Raw genomic sequence first — 17,372 nt, 5'->3', positions numbered from 1 at the left:
GTTGGGGGCGGGCACGGTTCAGCCCTGCTTGCTTTCCCTGGCCTTGGCCTCCTGCTCACGACGGCGGATCTCCCGCGGGTCGTTGTGAGCGCGACGGCGACGGCGGCTGGAGGGCTGCGATGCCTCCGCCTCGGCGGCCTTCTCGGCCGGCTTGGCTTCGGGCTTGGGCGCCTCGGCCTGCTCGGTCGGCTTGGCCTGCGGCTGCTTGGGCGCCTCGGCCTTCGCGGTCGGCCTGGCTTCGGGCTTCGGCGCCTCGGCCGGCTTGGCCTGCGGCTGCTTGGGCGCCTCGGCCCGCTCGGTCGGCTTGGCCTCGGGCTTCGGGGCCTCGGCCGGCTTGGCCTCGGCCTTCGCGGTCGGCTTGGCCTCGGGCTTCGGGGCCTCGGCCTTCTCGGTCGGCTTGGCCTCGGGCTTCGGGGCCCCGGCCTGCTCGGCCTCTGGCTGCTTGGCCTCCGGCTGCTTGGGTGCCTCGGCCTTCTCGGTCGGCTTGGCCTCCGGCTGCTTGGGTGCCTCGGCCTTCTCGGTCGGCTTGGCCTCGGGCTTCGGGGCCCCGGCCTTCTCGGTCGGCTTGGCCTGCGGCTTCGGCGTCTCGGCCTTGGCAGCTTCCGCCTTTACCTCGCCTCGAGGGGGCTGGGCGCCATCCGCGTCGGTCGCTGCCGGCGCTTCGGCGGCCTCGGCCTGCAGGCGCTTCTGCTCGGCTTCGGCCTTGGGGTTGATGGCGTGCTGGCGACTCCGGTTGCGTGGATTGTTGCGGGTGCGCTTGGGCTTGCCGTCGTCCATGGGCTCCGACGGCTTCTCGGCGCTCTTTTCGACGGGCTTCTCGGCCGGTTTTTCGGCGGGCTTGTCGCCACCCTTCTGGCGCCGGGGAGCCTCCTCGCGAGGCTTGGCGGCCTCCTGCTGCGGCCCCCGACCCTGGCGGTCGCTGTCCTGGCGGCCGCGTCCACGGCCGCCGCGTCCGCCACGGCCCTCGGTGGTCTCGGCCTTGCCCTCGACACGCTCACTCTCCTGGCGGGGGGAGCGGCGCTCGTCGCTGCGGCGTTCGTCGCTGCGCGGGCGGCGCTGTCGACCGCCGCGGCCTCCGCGATCGCTGCGCTCCTCGTCGCGCGGGGCGGGCTTGCGGGTACCCTGGCCGGCTCGCTTCTCGTCGCTGTCGCGTGCCGGCGATTTCGCGGCCTCGCCGCCAGGTGCTTCCTCGCTGCCGAGCAGCTTGGCCAGCCCCTTGACCAGGCGACCCAGCACACCGGCCTGGGGCTCGGGGGCGGCGGGAGGAGCCGCCTTGGCGGTAGGAGCCGCCTTGGGGGTAGGAGCCGGGGCGGTGGCCGGTACCTCTTCCTGCTGCAGGGAGGCGGGTGCCGGCTCGTGGTGGATCACGGTCTTGACCGCGGCCTCGGCACGCTGCACCGGCTTGCCGAAGGCGGCGTCCGGCTCCTTGCCCACCTCGGTGTCGGTGGAGAGCTCGAAGCTGGACAGGGTGGCGGTACCCTCCTCGTCCACATGGTCGTCACGCAGGCGCTGGACGTCATAGTGTGGCGTGTCCATCTCGGGGCTGGGCAGCAGCACCACGCGGACGCCCTGGCGACGCTCGATGTCGGCCAGCACGTTACGCTTCTCGTTGAGCAGGTAGGTGGCCACCGGCACCGGCAGGATGGCGCGGATCTGGGCGCTGCGCTCCTTCATCGCCTCTTCCTCGATCAGGCGCATGATCGAGAGGGCCAGGGAGCGCACGTCGCGGATGGTGCCCTGGCCGACGCAGCGCGGGCAGACCACGCCGCTGGTCTCGCCCAGCGAGGGGCGCAGGCGCTGGCGGGACATCTCCATCAGCCCGAAGCGGGAGATGCGGCCGATCTGCACCCGGGCGCGGTCGAGCTTGAGCGCGTCGCGCATGCGGTTCTCGACCTCGCGCTGGTTGCGCGCCGGACTCATGTCGATGAAGTCGATCACCACCAGGCCGCCGATGTCGCGCAGGCGCAGCTGGCGCGCGATCTCGTCGGCCGCCTCCAGGTTGGTCTGCAGGGCGGTCTCCTCGATGTCGCTGCCGCGAGTGGCCCGGGCCGAGTTGATGTCGATGGAGACCAGCGCCTCGGTGTGGTCGATGACGATGGAGCCGCCGGAGGGGAGCTTGACCTCGCGCTCGTAGGCGGTTTCGATCTGCGACTCGATCTGGAAGCGCGAGAACAGCGGCACCTCGTCGACGTAGAGCTTGATCTTCTGCTGGTAGGAGGGCATCACCTGGCGGATGAAGGCCAGGGCATCCTGATGGATCTGCTCGCTGTCGATCAGCACCTCGCCGATGTCCTGGCGCAGGTAGTCGCGCATGGCGCGGATGATGACGTTGGACTCGCGGTAGATCAGGAAGGGGGCAGGGCGCTTGCCGGCCTCGGCGGTGATCGATTCCCAAACCTGTACCAGGTAGTCCAGGTCCCACTGCAGCTCCTCGGGGGAGCGGCCGATGCCGGCGGTACGCACGATCAGGCCCATCTTGTCGGGCACCGTGAGCTGGCCCATGGCGTCCTTGAGCTGGCTGCGCTCTTCGCCCTCGATGCGCCGGGAGATGCCGCCGGCCTTGGGATTGTTGGGCATCAGTACCAGGAAGCGGCCGGCCAGGCTGATGAAGGTGGTGAGTGCCGCCCCCTTGTTGCCGCGCTCCTCCTTGTCGACCTGGACGATGACTTCCTGGCCCTCCTTGAGGACCTCCTTGATGCTGGGGCGGCCGGCAGGCTCCTTGACGAAGTACTCGCGGGAGATCTCCTTCAGCGGCAGGAAGCCATGGCGGTCGGCACCGAAGTCGACGAAGGCGGCTTCGAGGGAGGGTTCGACGCGGGTAATCTTGCCGCGATAGATGTTGGCTTTCTTCTGTTCCCGGGCACCGGACTCGATGTCCAGGTCGTAGAGGCGCTGACCATCGACCAGTGCGACGCGCAGCTCTTCGGGCTGGGTCGCATTGATGAGCATCCGTTTCATAGTGTCTCGCTAGTCTTGGCGCGCCGGATGGCGGTCGTCGACGTAGGCGAACCTCTGGGTGCTGCGTGCTTGTGCTCAGCGCATGTCGCGGATGCGCAGTAGCGCCCGGCCGTGTCGGAACGAGGCGTGTTCAACGCTTCCAGCACGGCATGACCATGTTGAGTACGGGGCGGAGGCAGGACATGTCTCGGTGGGGAATCACCCATCCGGCCCTGCGGTCACCGCCAACACCTGGCATTCATCGATTCGCCAACGCCGGCCTCCGGCACGATGTTGAACGTTTCCCGTGGCCTGCGTCCGCCCCATGACAGCGGGGCAAACGGGGATTCGGGCGTGGCGTGAGTATCGCTTTCTCGTTTCTTGCTTTCGCTGCTCGGCGGCGGGACGTCATGGTAGCGGGCGTCGTCGCGGCCTGATCTTTTCGCTCCGGCCTGCGTGTCTGTCGTGCAGGCGCACAATCGGGCCGATTGGACCCATTGAGGCGAGCCAGCAATATAACAGTAAAGGGGAGGGAGCGGCAATTGGCGCAGGACGACGCCCGGTGCGATAGAATGCGGCTTTTCCGGCAGGTTGGCAGTGGAGACTCGGCATGGCCGAAGGGCGCGACGTGCAGTGGGTGGAAGTGACCGAGGGCCAGGCGGGCCAGCGGGTCGACAATTTCCTGATGACGCGCATCAAGGGCGTGCCACGGGCGCTCATCTATCGCATCGTCCGCAAGGGCGAGGTGCGGGTGAACAAGAAACGCGTCAAGGCCGACACCCGCCTGGCGCCGGGCGACATGGTGCGCATTCCGCCGCTCAAGCTGACCCCGCGCGAGGCGGTGCGCGAGGTCAGCGACAACCTGCGCAACCTGCTCGCCGGCAGCGTCCTGGTGGAGGGGCGCGACTGGCTGGTGATCAACAAGCCGGCGGGGCTCGCCGTGCACGGCGGCAGCGGGGTGAAGATCGGCCTGATCGAGGCACTGCGCCAGGTGCGCGAGGACCTCGACTTCCTCGAGCTGGTCCACCGCCTGGATCGCGACACCTCGGGCTGCCTGTTGCTGGCCAAGTCGCGCCCGGCGCTGCTCGCCCTCAACGAGTCGCTCAAGCAGCACCGGATGGACAAGCAGTACCTCGCGCTGGTGGCCGGCCGCTGGCCGGCACGGCGTGACTTCGTCGCGGCCCGCCTGGAGCGTTTCGAACTGGGCAACGGCGAGCGCCGGGTGCGTGTCGATCCCGCCGGCAAGGTGGCCCGCACCCGCTTCGCGGTGCGCGAGGCCTTCGAGAAGGCCACTCTGGTCGAGGCCGAGCCGGTCACCGGGCGGACCCACCAGATTCGTGTGCATGCCGCCCACGCCGGCCACCCGCTGCTGGGTGACGACAAGTACGGCTCGCGCGAGGGCGAGCGGCACGCCGCCGGCCTCGGCCTGTCACGGCTGTTCCTGCATGCCGCCACCCTGACCTTCCCCGAGCCCACCAGTGGGCGTCCGGTGCAGATCAGGGCCCCCTTGCCCGACGAGCTCGAGGCGGTGCTCGCCCGGGCCCGCCGAGCGTCCTGACCGGGAGACCTCATGCGTTATCGACTGGCGATCTTCGACTGGGACGGCACCCTGATGGATTCCGCCGCCCGTATCGTCTCCTGCATGCAGGCGGCGGCCCGGGATGCCGGCTGGGGCGAGCTGAGTCCCGAGAGCGTTCGCAACATCATTGGCCTGGGGCTGCCCGAGGCGATCGCCACCCTCTGCCCCGGCATCGATGCCGGGCGCGCCGAGCTGCTGCGGAGCCGCTACGCCTTCCATTTCGTCGAGGGCGACACCACGCCCATGCGCTTCTTTCCCGGCGTGGAGGCGGGGCTGGCCCGGCTGTACGGCACCACCGGTCAGCGCCTGGCGGTGGCCACCGGCAAGAGCCGCCGGGGGCTCGACCGGGTGTTCCGCGAGAGCGGTAGCGGGCGCTGGTTCCATGCCAGTCGTACCGCCGACGAGACGCGCTCCAAGCCCCATCCGCGGATGCTCGAGGAACTCCTCGCCGAGCTCGGCGTCGATGTCGGCGAGGCGGTGATGATCGGCGATACCGAGTACGATCTGGAGATGGCCCGGACCCTGGGCATGGACCGGGTGGCGGTGACCTATGGCGTCCATTCCCCGGCGCGCTTGGCCGCCAGCCGCCCGGTGTTTACCGCCGAGGCGGCTCCCGAGCTCTTCGACTGGCTTCTCGGCTAGCGTTTCCAGCACTTCAAGGACAGGGTGATCATGAGCGACGACAAGCGAAACGACCGCTGGACCCATGGGCCCGAGCTGAATCCAGACGAGGCCCGAGAGGTGCGACAGCAGCGCGAGGCGCCGCCTGCGCCGCCGGCCGAGGATGCCGAGACGCTGCGCGAGCGCCAGCGCCTGGCCCAGTTGGAGATGATGGACCGCTGGATCGGCGGGGTGCTGGTGGAGCAGCGCCGCTCCCGGCGCTGGAAGCTGTTCTTCCGCTTCTTCTTCGCGCTGCTGATCCTGGCATCGCTGGCCGCCACCCTCTACGGGATCTTCGGGGCCCCGAGCCCCGGGGCGCCGGCGGGGCCGCACCTCGGCGTGGTCAAGGTGAAGGGGGCGATCGACAGCGAGTCACCGGCCAGTGCCGAGCGCATCATCGAGGGGCTGAACCGTGCCTGGGATGCCAAAGGTGCCGCCGTCGTGGTGCTGCACATCGACAGTCCCGGCGGTAGCCCGGTGCAGTCCCAGCGCATCTTCGATGAGGTGATGCGTCTGCGCGACGAGGGCGACAAGCCGATCGTCGCGGTGATCGAGGATATCGGGGCCAGCGGCGCCTATTACATCGCCGCGGCGGCGGACGAGGTGATCGCCGCGCCCGCCAGCCTGGTCGGCTCGATCGGCGTGATCTCCGCCAGTTTCGGCTTCGAGGAGGCCATCGAGCGGCTGGGCATCGAGCGCCGGGTCTATGCCGCCGGGGAGAACAAGGCCTTCCTCGACCCCTTCTCGTCGGTGGCGCCGGAGCAGCGTGCCTTCTGGCAGTCGGTGCTGGAGACCACCCATCGCCAGTTCATCGACGACGTGCGCCAGGGGCGCGGCGACCGCCTGGCCGATGACGAGCGGCTCTTCAGCGGCCTGATATGGAGTGGCGAGCAGGCCCTCGAACTGGGGTTGGTCGATACCATCGGCAGCCTCGACGGCCTGGCCCGGGAGCGACTGCCCGAGCCGCGGGTCCGCGACTACACGCCGCGCCTGGACCCCTTCGAGCGTATCTCGCGGCGGTTCGGCCGGGTCGCCATGGAATGGCTGGGCGAGCCCACTGGCCAGTCGCCGCTGCGCTATCAGCTGCCCTGAAGCACCGAGCGCCTGGGGCCTGGAGTCGCGGCTTTCCCGGCGACAGGCCTGCGCGGAGGCGCTGTGAACCCCTCCCTGGGCACTACCTTTCCCATCCCTGGAAAAGGACCTCCGCTTCGGCCTGTCCCCGGCGCCGCTCACTTGGTTGGCACTACCTCAGCGGATCCAGCCCCGCCTCGCGCAGCAGGGCGCAGAGGCGGATCAGCGGCAGGCCGATCAGGGTGTTGGGGTCGTCCCCCTCGAGCTTCTCGAAGAGGGCGATGCCCAGCCCCTCCATGCGGAAGCTGCCGGCGCTGTCCAGGGGGCGTTCCCGCTCCACATAGCGGGCGATCTCGCCCTCGCTCAGTGCGCGGAACACCACCTCGTAGCGCTCGTGGCAGACCCGGTGCCGGCCACGGCCGGTATCGACCAGCGCCAGGCCGGTGACAAAGCGTACCCGCTTGCCCGAGAAGCGCGTCAGGTTGGCCCGAGCCGTGGCCTCGTCGCCCGGCTTGCCGAGGATCTCGCCCTCGAAGACCGCCACCTGGTCGGAGCCGATGATCAGGTGGTCCGGCCAGTCGTCGGCCAGGCGGCTGGCCTTGGCCAGGGCCAGCCGGTGCACCAGTGCCTCGGGCGACTCGCCCGGCTGTGGGGTCTCGTCGATGTCGGGGCTGGCCCAGGCGTAGGGGATTTCCAGGCGGTCGAGCAGCTGGCGACGCCAGCGGGAACCTGAGGCGAGAACGAGGCGGGGCATGGCCGTACTCCCGGGCAGTGGAGGAATGATGGTGACCCATTGTAATGCCTGGTGACGGTAGCTTTGACAGGGGCTGGGCGAGTGCCTATCATTGCGCGCCTATGTTGACCACACGACTTCCCAGCAGGGTCGAGCCCTACAAGCTCGCCGCCCGCGCCGAGCACCTCGAGGGGCTGATGGCCCTCGATGGCTTCGCACGCCTCACCGACGAGGTCGGGGCCCAGGCCGGCGACTGCCGCGTCTGGCTCGACTTCGGCATCGACGCCCAGGGGCGGCGGGTGATCCGTGGTCGCCTCGAGGCCGAGCTGCGGTTGCCGTGCCGACGCTGCCTCTCGCCCCTGGCGCAGCGCGTCGAGAGCGAGTTCCTGCTGGGCATGGTCACAAGCGACGCCCTGGCGGCCGAGCTGCCGAGCACCCACGAGCCGGTGCTGGTGGAAAACGAACAGCTGAACCTGCTGACGGTGGTCGAGGATGAACTGATCCTCAGCCTGCCTCAGGTGGTTTACCACGACGAGGCCGACTGTGAGGTCTCTCGCGACCAGCTGACCAGCGGGGCGGATGCCGAGGCGGCACGCGAGCCCGCTGCGAGTCCGTTCGAGGTGCTCAAGCGCCTCAAGGGCAAACACTGATTCATCATCGATTGCACTCTGGAGTGACATCCCATGGCAGTTCAACAGAACCGCAAGACCCGTTCCAAGCGCGGCATGCGTCGCAGCCACGACGCCCTCAGTGCCCCGGCCCTGGCCCAGGACAAGGAAACCGGCACCACCCACCTGCGCCACCACGTGACGCCGGACGGTTTCTACCGGGGGCGCAAGGTCGTCGACGCCTGAGGCGACGACGACTCCCTCGGTGACAGCTGGCCGCTGACGTGCTGATTGCCATCGACGCGATGGGCGGTGACCTCGGTCCCCGTGCCACCGTGCAGGGGGCGGCCAGTGCTGCCATCCAGGACCCTCGCCTCGAGATCCGGCTGTTCGGCCCCCGCCGGCAGTTGCAAGACGAGATCTCTCGCCTGCCGCGGCAGCTCGCCGCGGCGGGTTCGCGTCTGGACGTCGCAGATGCCGACTCGGTCATCGGCCAGGCCCAGCGGCCATCCGATGCCCTGCGCCATGGTCGCGATACCAGCATGGCGAGGATGCTCGACTGCGTCGCCAGCGGCGAGGCCTTGGCCGGGGTCAGCGCCGGCAATACCGGGGCGCTGATGGCCCTGGCCCGGCGCGCCCTGGGCACGGTGGCGGGAATCCCGCGGCCGGCCATCAGTACCGCCATCCCCACCCGTGACGAGGGGCGTTGCTACCTGCTCGACCTGGGGGCCAATGTCGAGGCCTCCGCCGAGCGGTTGGTGGATTTCGCCCTGATGGGTGAGGTGATGTCGCGCCACGTGGATGGCGTGGTTGCCCCCCGGGTGGCACTGCTCAACGTCGGGGTCGAGGGCACCAAGGGCACCGCCAGCGTGCGCGAGGCCGACGCCCGGCTGCGGCGGATGCCGGCCATCGCCTACTGCGGTTTCGTGGAGGGCGACGGCGTCTTCAGCGGTGGCGCCGATGTGGTAGTGTGCGACGGCTTCGTCGGCAATGCGGTGCTCAAGGCCAGCGAGGGGCTGGCGCGGATGCTGGTCGAGCGGGTGCAGGTCGCCTTCGACGCCCACTGGAGCAGTCGCCTGGTGGGTGCCCTGGCGCGACCGACGCTCCGGCGCCTGAAGAACGAGCTGGACCCGGTACGCTACAACGGCGCCAGCCTGCTCGGCCTGGCCGGCATCGTGGTCAAGAGCCACGGCAGTGTCGATGCCGCCGGCTTCCACTATGCGGTGGCCAGGGCGGTGCAGGAGGTGAATCGCGACCTGCCCACTCGACTCGCGGCCGAGCTCGGCCAGCGACGGTCTGCTTTCGCGTCGATCGGCGGTGCCGGTCGAGCCGACAGTCGATCCATGACCTTCGCACCGGACGAGCCGGGCTCGGCCGGTGGCGATGAAAGCCAACAAGAGCAAAGGTGAAAGACATGACTCAACCCCTTGCCCTCGTGTTCCCCGGGCAGGGTTCCCAGCAGATCGGCATGCTGCAGGAGCTGGCGGAACGCTACAGCGTGGTGCGGACCACCTTCGAAGAAGCCGCTGACGCCCTGGGTTACGACCTCTGGCAGGTGGTTCAGGAGGGGCCGGAGGAGGCTCTCAATGCCACCGCCTGCACCCAGCCGGCGTTGCTCAGCGCCAGCGTGGCGATCTGGCGGGTCTGGCAGGAGCTGGAGGGGCCGCGCCCCGGCGCCATGGCCGGCCACAGCCTGGGCGAGTACAGCGCCATGGTCTGTGCCGGCGCCTTGCCCTTCGCCCAGGGGGTGCGCCTGGTCAAGCTGCGCGGCGAGGCGATGCAGCAGGCAGTGCCGGTGGGAGAGGGTGCCATGGCGGCGATCCTCGGCCTCGACGATGCCGTGGTGGAGCAGGCCTGTGCCGACGCCGCCCAGGGTGATGTGGTCTCGGCGGTCAACTACAATGCCCCGGGGCAGGTGGTGATCGCCGGTGCGAAGGCGGCCGTGGAGCGGGCCATCGCGGCGTGCCAGGAGGCCGGGGCCAAGCGCGCCATGCCGCTGCCGGTCTCGGTCCCGTCCCACTGTGCCCTGATGCGTCCGGCCGCCGAGCGCCTGGCCGCGGCCATGGACGAGATCGAGCTGCGCGCGCCGCGCTACACGGTGATCCAGAATGTCGATGCCCAGGCCCATGCCGATGTGGACACCCTGCGCACACGGCTGCTCGAGCAGCTCTATCGGCCGGTGCGCTGGACCGCCTGCGTCGAGGCCATGGCCGAGCGCGGCGCCCAGGTGTTCATCGAGTGCGGGCCGGGCAAGGTGCTGACCGGCCTCGGCAAGCGGATTGCACGGGGCAGCAAGGGGCTGGCGGTCAACGATCCCGACAGCCTGGACGCTGCCCTGGAGCTGGCCCGGGGCGTGGCCGGCCAGTCGCCGTCAGCCGATGGCTGACGCCACCTCAATTCAGGACGAAGGCGGAATCACCATGACAAGCGAGCGTAGAGTTGCCCTGGTCACCGGCGCGAGCCGCGGTATCGGCCGGGCCATCGCCCACGAGCTGGGCCGCCAGGGCCGCATCGTGATCGGCACCGCGACCAGCGATGCCGGTGCCGAGCGCATCGATGCCGACCTCAAGGCCCAGGGCATCGAGGGAGCCGGTCGCAAGCTGGACGTCACCGACCAGGCCAGCGTCGATGCGCTGGTCAAGGCGATCGGTGAGGAGTTCGGGGTGCCGACCATCCTGGTCAACAATGCCGGCATCACCCGTGACAATCTGCTGATGCGCATGAAGGAAGACGAGTGGGACTCGGTGATCGACACCAACCTCAAGTCGGTCTATCGCGTCAGCAAGGCATGCCTGCGTGGCATGACCCGGGCCCGCTTCGGGCGCATCGTCTGCATCAGCTCGGTGGTGGCCACCATGGGCAACCTCGGGCAGACCAACTATGCTGCGGCCAAGGCCGGCATGGAGGGCTTCACCCGGGCGCTGGCCCGCGAAGTGGCGTCACGCGCCATTACCGTCAATTCGGTGGCACCGGGCTTCATCGCCACCGACATGACCGAGGCGCTGCCCGAGGCGCAGCACGAGATGCTGCTGAAACAGATTCCGCTTTCCCGGCTGGGCCAGCCGGAGGAGATCGCCGCGGCGGTGGGCTTCCTCACCGGCGAGACGGCGGGCTATATCACCGGCGAGACCCTGCACGTGAATGGCGGCATGAACATGCGTTGACGACCGCGGGGTTCGGCGGTTGCGCCGGCCCGAGGGCGTCTATAAACTACCCCGCAGCTTTTGGCTTGCGGTTTTGAAGCGGCTGGTTATCAGAACGGCTAACGTGAACGACTGGAGTACGTCATAATGAGCACCATTGAAGAGCGCGTGAAGAAGGTTGTGGCCGAGCGCCTGAACGTCAAGGAAGAAGATATTCAGAACTCCTCTTCCTTCACCGAGGATCTGGGGGCCGATTCCCTGGATACCGTCGAGCTGGTCATGGCGCTCGAAGAGGAGTTCGACACCGAAATTCCCGACGAGGAAGCCGAGAAGATTACCACCGTCCAGGAAGCCATCGACTACGTCAACGCCCACCAGTAAGACGGTGGCGGTCGACACCGCTTGCTGACGCGCCGGAGGCACGGCCTCCCACGAAAGCCGCCCTGGTCAGGGCGGCTTTCGCGTATCCGTATTTCGCGCCTCTTTGAAGTCTTGTCACGGCGGCACAGGGCAGGGAGACTCGGGTATAATGCGTGCAATGTCGGCCCCCGGTTATCGGGGTCGTGTCACCAAGTTTGTCTGGAGGAAAGCTGATGGCTCGTAGAAGGGTTGTAGTGACCGGGCTCGGTCTGGTCACGCCGGTGGGGAATTCCGTGGCGGAGAGCTGGACCAGCATCCTGGCCGGCAAGAGCGGCATCGCCCCCATCGAGCACTTCGATGTCAACGGCTTCAATACGCGCTTCGGCGGTTCGGTGAAGGGCTTCGACATCAGCCCCTACCTCAATCCCAAGGACGCCCGCAAGATGGACCTGTTCATCCAGTACGGCGTGGCGGCTGGAGCCCAGGCGATCGCGGATTCCGGGATCGAGTGCACCGAGGAGAATGCCGGTCGCATCGGGGTGGCGATCGGCTCCGGCATCGGTGGGCTGCCGATGATCGAGCACAACCATAATGCCCTGCTCAAGAGCGGGGCGCGGCGCATCTCGCCGTTCTTCGTGCCGGGTTCGATCATCAACATGATCTCGGGCAACCTGGCGATCCAGCACGGCTTCCGCGGCCCCAATATCGCCATCACCACCGCCTGTACCACCGGTACCCACAACATCGGCTACAGCGCGCGGACCATCGCCTATGGCGATGCCGACGTGATGGTCTGCGGTGGCGCCGAGATGGCCACCACGCCGCTGGGCCTCGGTGGCTTCTCAGCGGCCCGGGCGCTCTCCACGCGCAACGATGACCCGGCCGCGGCCAGCCGCCCCTGGGATCGCGATCGTGACGGCTTCGTGCTCTCCGACGGGGCCGGTGTCATGGTGCTGGAAGCCTACGAGCACGCCAAGGCCCGTGGTGCGACCATCTATGCCGAGTTGGTCGGTTTCGGCATGAGCGACGACGCCTATCACATGACGCTGCCGCCCGAGGACGGCGGCGGTGCGGCCATGGCCATGAGCCATGCCATTCACGATGCCGGTCTCGATCCGGCGGTGGTCGACTACATCAACGCCCATGGCACCTCGACGCCGGCCGGCGACCTGGCCGAGAGTCGTGCCGTGGAGCGGGTGATGGGCGAGGCCGCCAGGTCCGTGGCGGTCAGCTCCACCAAATCGATGATCGGCCACCTGCTCGGTGCCGCCGGGGCGGTGGAGGCGGTGTTCAGCGTGCTGGCGATCCGCGACCAGGTGGCGCCGCCGACGATCAACCTGGACAACCCCCAGGAGGGCTGTAACCTCGACTATGTGCCGCACGCCGCTCGCGAGATGAAGATCGAGGTGGCGCTGTCCAACTCCTTCGGCTTCGGCGGCACCAATGGGACCCTGGTCTTTTCGAAGGTGTGATGGACGCTTCCGGGACCCCGAGCGGCTGGCCGCTGGATGACCGTGGTCCGGCCTATGGCGACGGGCTGTTCGAGACCGTGCTGCTGCGCGACGGCGAGCCTCGGCTCTGGGCCGAGCACCTGGCCCGGCTCGCGCGCGGTTGTCGGGTCCTCGGTATTCCCCTGCCGGCCCGGGGCGAGCTGGAGCGCCCGCTGGCCGATGCCGGACAGGGGCTGGCGGTGCTCAAGTTGATCCTGACCCGGGGCAGTGGCGGCCGGGGGTATCTGCCGCCGGCGGAGCCCGAGCCGCGGTTGCGCTGGCAGGTCCTCCCCTTCGCCCCGGCCGCCGGGCGCTGGGAGAAGGGCGTGCGGGTGCGTCACTGTCGCCTGAGGCTCGGCATCCAGCCGGCCCTCGCCGGCCTCAAGCATCTCAATCGCCTGGAGAACGTCCTGGCCCGGGCCGAGTGGTCGGATGCCGATACCGCGGAGGGGCTGCTCTGCGACAGCGAAGGGCAGCTGGTGGAGGCCACCTGCATGAACCTCTTCTGGCAACGCGAGGGGCGGCTGGAAACCCCGCGACTCGATCGCTGTGGCGTGGCGGGGACCCTGCGCGAGGCGTTGCTGGCCCGGCTGCCGGTCCAGGAGGTCGGGATGGGCCCCGAGGTGCTGGACGATGTCGAGGCGCTGTGGCTCGGCAATTCGGTGCAGGGGCTGTGGCCGGTGACCCGGCTCGATGACGCCCGTGGCAGGGCGCTGCGGCACTGGGCCATCACGCCCGATCACCGGGCGCTGCAGGCCGAGGCCCACGCCCTGCTGGGGTATTCCCTCCCCGCATGAGCGCAAGCCTGTGCAGCGGGAGCCTGACAGAACGAGGAAGCGCATGCTGCGTGTAGTGAAGATCCTGCTGATACTGGCCATCCTGGCCGGGGTGGCCCTGCTTGCCGGCCACCGCTACTGGGAGTCGCGCCTGGCCGCGCCGATCGCCGTGGACGAGCCGACCCTCTACGAGGTGCCGCGCGGTGCCGGCTACAACCGGGTGGTGGCCGACCTGGCCGGCCGCGGTGTCATCACCGACGACTGGGCCTTCCGGCTGCTCACCCGGCTCGAGCCCGAGTCGGTGCCGAGTCTGCGTGCCGGCGAGTACATGCTCGAGCCGGGGATGAGTGGCCGCGAGATGATCGACCTGCTCGGCAGCGACCGGGTGGTCACCTACCCGTTGACCATTCCCGAGGGCTGGACCTTCCGCCAGATGCGCGAGCGGCTCGCCGAGGCCGAGAAGCTCGAGCACCGCACCGCCGAGCTCTCCGACGCCGAGCTGATGGCCGAGCTGGGCCGCGAGGGCGACTACCCCGAGGGCTGGTTCTTCCCCGACACCTATCGCTACCACAAGGGCATGAGCGACCTGGAGATCCTGCGCCAGGCGCTGACCCGCATGGAGGAGACCCTCGAGGCGATCTGGGCCGAGCGCGACGAGGACCTGCCGCTGGACTCGCCCTACGAGGCGCTGATCATGGCCTCGCTGATCGAGCGCGAGACCGGCGCCGGCGAGGAGCGCCGCGAGATCGCCGGGGTGTTCAAGCGCCGCCTGGAGCGGGGCATGCGCCTGCAGACCGACCCCACGGTGATCTACGGCATGGGCGAGCGCTATGAGGGCAACATCACTCGCGCCGACCTGGTCGAGGCCACCGCCTACAACACCTACGTCATCGACGGCCTGCCGCCGACGCCCATCGCCCTGCCGGGGCGCGCCGCCCTGGAGGCCGCAGTACGGCCCGCCGAGGGTGACACCCTCTATTTCGTCTCCCGTGGCGACGGCACCCATCACTTCTCGCGGACCCTGCGCGAGCACAACAATGCGGTGAACCGCTACATCCGCAATCGTTGATCCATCCACCCGCCCAACCGGGAGTCGTTATGTCGAGGCGCGGACGCTTTATCACCCTGGAAGGGGGAGAAGGGGTCGGGAAGTCCACCAACCTGGCCCTGGTGGCCGACTGGCTCGAGGCGCGCGGCCTCGAGGTGGTCCGCACCCGCGAACCCGGCGGCACCTCACGTGCCGAGGCGATCCGGGCGCTGCTGCTCGACCCCGACGGCGAGGAGCCACTCGACCATGACGCCGAGCTGCTACTGGTGTTCGCCGCCCGCGCCCAGCACCTGGCACGCAAGATCCGGCCGGCGCTGGCGCGCGGGGCCTGGGTGGTCTGCGACCGCTTCACCGACGCCACCTTCGCCTACCAGGGCGGTGGCCGCGGCATCGAAGTGTCCCGCATCGCCGAGCTGGAGGCCTTCGTCCAGCGCGGCCTCGAGCCCGACCTGACCCTGCTGCTGGACATGCCCATGGAGGCCGCCCAGCAGCGCCTGGAGGGCCGGCTCGACCGGGACGGTGGCGAGCGTGACCGCTTCGAGCGCGAGCGCGCGAGTTTCTTCGAGACGGTACGCCAGGCCTACCTGGCACGGGCGGCCGCGGCCCCCGGGCGCATAGTGGTGATCGATGCCTCGGCCGATCTGCCGACGGTGCAGGCGCGCCTGCTGAGTGAGCTCGAGACCCGGGTGGCGTCATGGGGATGAGCGAGACGCTGCGGCCGTTGCCCTGGCTGGCGCCGCGCTTCCGCGCGCTGACCGACCAGGCCCGGGCCGGCCGGCTGCCCCACGCCCTGCTGCTCTCCGGCCCCCGGGGCGTCGGCAAGCAGTCGCTGGCCGAGGCGCTGATCGGTTGGGTGCTGTGCGCCGATCCCGGCGAGACCGCCTGCGGTCGCTGCCACGGCTGTCGCATGCTGGCCGCCGGCTATCACCCGGACCTGCTGCGGGTCGGCCCGGAGGAGGGCAAGCGGCAGATCCGCATCGGCCCGATCCGCGAGGTCAACGACTTCGTCGGCCAGACCGCCCAGCAGGGAGGCTACCGGGTGATCGTGATCTCGCCGGCGGAGGCGATGAACGTGGCCGCCGCCAACGCCCTGCTCAAGAGCCTGGAGGAACCGGGCGACCGTACCCTCTTCCTGCTGCTCTCCGATATCCCCTCGCGGATGCTGCCGACCATCCGCTCGCGCTGCCAGCACTGGCCCCTGGCGCCGCCGCCCGAAGCCGACTGCACGGCCTGGCTGGCCGAGCGCCTGGGCAGCGAGGAGGAGGCCCGCTTCTGGTGGCGGGTGGCCGGTGGCCTGCCGCTGGAAGCCCTGGCCCAGGCCGAACCGGACGCCCGTGCCCTGCGCCAGCAGCTCGTCGAGACCTTCGAGGCGCTGGTGCGCGGCGCTGAGCCGGTGGCCGAGGCGCTACGGCTGGAGCGACAGTCGACCGAGGCGATCCTGTGGTACGGTATCGCCTGGCTGGAGGACCTGATCCGCCTGGGGCTCTCCGGAGAGGGGCGCGAGCTGCGCAACCCCGACCTGCTGCCGCTCTATCGCCAGGCGGTCAAGAATGGCCGAGTGCAGGACTGGTTTCGCCTGCTCGACTACGCTCGCGAGCAGCGCCGCCTGCTCGCCGCAGGGGGCAACCCCAATCCCCAGCTGGTGCTGGAAGCTTGGCTGGTGCGCTGGTCTGCGCTGCTGCGTTCCTGAACACTCCATGACGGATCACTCCACGAGGTGTCGCCCATGGCCGCTCAGAAAGCCCTCTCCCTGACCATCCAGGATGTGCCGACCCTGCTCTCCGCCTACATGCCGTCGCTGGAGCGAGGGGGTATCTTCGTGCCCACCCGCGAACGCTACGAACTGGGCCAGGAGGTCTTCCTGCTGCTGATGCTGCCCGGCGAGAGCGAGCGTGTCCCGGTCACCGGCCAGGTGGTCTGGGTCTCCCCGGAGGGGGTCGCCGGCCGCCGCGTGCCCGGGATCGGCATCCACTTCAGCGCCGAGGACCAGGCGGTCCGCGCCCGCATGGAGAGCCTGCTGGCCGGGCAGCTGGACAAGGGCACGCCCACCTATACGCTCTGACGGGCTTCGGGCTTAATTCATTCATCTGGTATGTCATTCAATGTTTGTCGATTCCCACTGCCATCTCGATCGCCTCGACCCCCGCACCCATGACGGCGACCTGGCGGCGACCCTCGCCGCCGCCCGTGCGCGTGACGTGCGCCAGTTCCTGGCCATTGCCGTGACCCTGGAGGACGTGGCCCCCCTCGCCGCCCTGGCCCGCGAGCATGACGACGTGGTGATCTCCGCCGGGGTCCATCCCCTGCATCGGGTGCCCGAGGAGCCGACCGTGGAGGCGATCAAGGAGGTGGCCGAGCGCTGCGAGGCGGTGGCCATCGGCGAGACCGGGCTCGACTACCACTATCTCGACGGCTCACGTATCGAGGGCGCGGAGGCGGTGCCCTCGCGCGATGTGCAGCTCGAGCGCTTTCGGCGCCAGCTGATCGCCGCCAGCGAGCTGGAACTGCCGGTGATCGTCCACACCCGCGAGGCACGCGAGGACACCCTGGCGTTGATCCGCGAGCACACCGACCCTGGGGTGGGCGGCGTGCTGCACTGCTTCACCGAGGACCTGGACATGGCCCGGGAGGCGGTGCGCCACGGCTTCTACATCTCGCTCTCCGGCATCGTCACCTTCCGCAACGCCGCTTCGATCCGCGAGCTGGCCCGGCGCATTCCCCTGGACCGCCTGCTGATCGAGACCGACAGCCCCTACCTGGCGCCGGTGCCGCACCGCGGCAAGCCCAACGAGCCGGCCTGGGTGGTGGAGGTTGCCGAATGTATCGCCGCCGAGCGCGGTATCAGCGTCGATGAGGTGGCCATGCAGACCACCGCCAACTTCTACCAGCTGTTCCGCGCCGCGGCACCCCGGGCCTCCGCGTCGGTGCGCGACGACCTGGCTCGGGCAGGGCTGATCTAAGCTATGG

At 69.4% G+C, this 17,372-nt stretch carries 18 protein-coding genes; 16 read left to right on the top strand and 2 right to left on the bottom strand.

The features are described from left to right. Positions 1-18 precede the first annotated feature (18 nt). The gene (gene rne, locus CR157_RS01655; protein ID WP_181421932.1) at positions 19-2,958 is read right to left on the bottom strand and encodes a ribonuclease E; all 2,940 of its coding nucleotides are present in this window, start codon (positions 2,956-2,958) and stop codon (positions 19-21) included. Positions 2,959-3,547: 589 nt separating this feature from the next. On the opposite strand from rne, the gene CR157_RS01650 reads away from it, so the two are divergent. Genes CR157_RS01650 through sppA form a run of 3 tightly spaced genes read left to right on the top strand, consistent with a single transcriptional unit; the run spans position 3,548 to position 6,268 of the window. Then, positions 3,548-4,495 carry an RluA family pseudouridine synthase gene (locus tag CR157_RS01650; protein WP_110281804.1) on the top strand — a complete coding sequence of 316 codons (948 nt, stop codon included), beginning with the start codon at positions 3,548-3,550 and terminating at the stop codon, positions 4,493-4,495. 12 nt (positions 4,496-4,507) lie between these two features. Next, entirely contained in the window at positions 4,508-5,158 is a 651-nt protein-coding gene (locus CR157_RS01645; protein ID WP_110281803.1) for an HAD-IA family hydrolase, read from the top strand. Positions 5,159-5,188: 30 nt separating this feature from the next. Next, positions 5,189-6,268, top strand: coding sequence for a signal peptide peptidase SppA (gene sppA / locus CR157_RS01640; RefSeq protein ID WP_110281802.1), 1,080 nt, complete (start codon positions 5,189-5,191; stop codon positions 6,266-6,268). Between the two features lie 151 nt (positions 6,269-6,419). On the opposite strand, the gene CR157_RS01635 is transcribed toward sppA, so the two are convergent. Continuing rightward, the gene (locus CR157_RS01635; RefSeq protein ID WP_110281801.1) at positions 6,420-7,001 is read right to left on the bottom strand and encodes a Maf family protein; all 582 of its coding nucleotides are present in this window, start codon (positions 6,999-7,001) and stop codon (positions 6,420-6,422) included. A gap of 101 nt (positions 7,002-7,102) precedes the next feature. Here CR157_RS01635 and CR157_RS01630 point away from each other — a divergent pair, with 101 nt between their 5' ends. From CR157_RS01630 to CR157_RS01570, 13 genes are all read left to right on the top strand, one after another. Continuing rightward, complete coding sequence (locus tag CR157_RS01630) at positions 7,103-7,630, top strand: YceD family protein (protein ID WP_110281800.1); 528 nt, start codon at positions 7,103-7,105, stop codon at positions 7,628-7,630. Between the two features lie 33 nt (positions 7,631-7,663). Continuing rightward, positions 7,664-7,834 carry a 50S ribosomal protein L32 gene (rpmF, locus tag CR157_RS01625; RefSeq protein WP_110281799.1) on the top strand — a complete coding sequence of 57 codons (171 nt, stop codon included), beginning with the start codon at positions 7,664-7,666 and terminating at the stop codon, positions 7,832-7,834. 38 nt (positions 7,835-7,872) lie between these two features. Further along, positions 7,873-8,997: a phosphate acyltransferase PlsX gene (gene plsX / locus CR157_RS01620; protein WP_110281798.1), complete on the top strand. Its 1,125-nt coding sequence runs from the start codon at positions 7,873-7,875 to the stop codon at positions 8,995-8,997. Between the two features lie 5 nt (positions 8,998-9,002). Continuing rightward, positions 9,003-9,974 carry an ACP S-malonyltransferase gene (gene fabD, locus CR157_RS01615; protein WP_110281797.1) on the top strand — a complete coding sequence of 324 codons (972 nt, stop codon included), beginning with the start codon at positions 9,003-9,005 and terminating at the stop codon, positions 9,972-9,974. A 34-nt stretch (positions 9,975-10,008) separates the two neighbouring features. Continuing rightward, complete coding sequence (gene fabG / locus CR157_RS01610) at positions 10,009-10,752, top strand: 3-oxoacyl-ACP reductase FabG (protein ID WP_110281796.1); 744 nt, start codon at positions 10,009-10,011, stop codon at positions 10,750-10,752. 126 nt (positions 10,753-10,878) lie between these two features. Beyond that, on the top strand, positions 10,879-11,112 hold the full coding sequence (gene acpP, locus CR157_RS01605; protein WP_008956801.1) for an acyl carrier protein: 234 nt from the start codon (positions 10,879-10,881) through the stop codon (positions 11,110-11,112). A gap of 212 nt (positions 11,113-11,324) precedes the next feature. Continuing rightward, positions 11,325-12,563, top strand: a complete 1,239-nt coding sequence (gene fabF / locus CR157_RS01600; protein WP_110281795.1) for a beta-ketoacyl-ACP synthase II — start codon at positions 11,325-11,327, stop codon at positions 12,561-12,563. Continuing rightward, positions 12,563-13,378: an aminodeoxychorismate lyase gene (gene pabC, locus CR157_RS01595; RefSeq protein WP_110281794.1), complete on the top strand. Its 816-nt coding sequence runs from the start codon at positions 12,563-12,565 to the stop codon at positions 13,376-13,378. Before fabF ends, pabC begins: the two co-directional genes overlap by 1 nt. A 43-nt stretch (positions 13,379-13,421) precedes the next feature. Beyond that, entirely contained in the window at positions 13,422-14,426 is a 1,005-nt protein-coding gene (gene mltG, locus CR157_RS01590; RefSeq protein WP_110281793.1) for an endolytic transglycosylase MltG, read from the top strand. 29 nt (positions 14,427-14,455) lie between these two features. Continuing rightward, on the top strand, positions 14,456-15,109 hold the full coding sequence (gene tmk / locus CR157_RS01585) for a dTMP kinase (RefSeq protein WP_110281792.1): 654 nt from the start codon (positions 14,456-14,458) through the stop codon (positions 15,107-15,109). Next, positions 15,106-16,095 carry a DNA polymerase III subunit delta' gene (locus tag CR157_RS01580; RefSeq protein WP_110281791.1) on the top strand — a complete coding sequence of 330 codons (990 nt, stop codon included), beginning with the start codon at positions 15,106-15,108 and terminating at the stop codon, positions 16,093-16,095. Before tmk ends, CR157_RS01580 begins: the two co-directional genes overlap by 4 nt. Positions 16,096-16,131: 36 nt before the next feature. Beyond that, positions 16,132-16,467, top strand: a complete 336-nt coding sequence (locus CR157_RS01575) for a PilZ domain-containing protein (RefSeq protein WP_102629181.1) — start codon at positions 16,132-16,134, stop codon at positions 16,465-16,467. Between the two features lie 40 nt (positions 16,468-16,507). Then, entirely contained in the window at positions 16,508-17,365 is an 858-nt protein-coding gene (locus CR157_RS01570; RefSeq protein WP_110281790.1) for a TatD family hydrolase, read from the top strand. Positions 17,366-17,372: the final 7 nt, after the last annotated feature.

The sequence above is a fragment of the Halomonas sp. LBP4 genome (genome assembly GCF_003202205.1).
Classification (GTDB): Bacteria; Pseudomonadota; Gammaproteobacteria; order Pseudomonadales; family Halomonadaceae; genus Halomonas; species Halomonas flagellata.
This window is presented reverse-complemented; position numbering and strand designations above follow the sequence as displayed.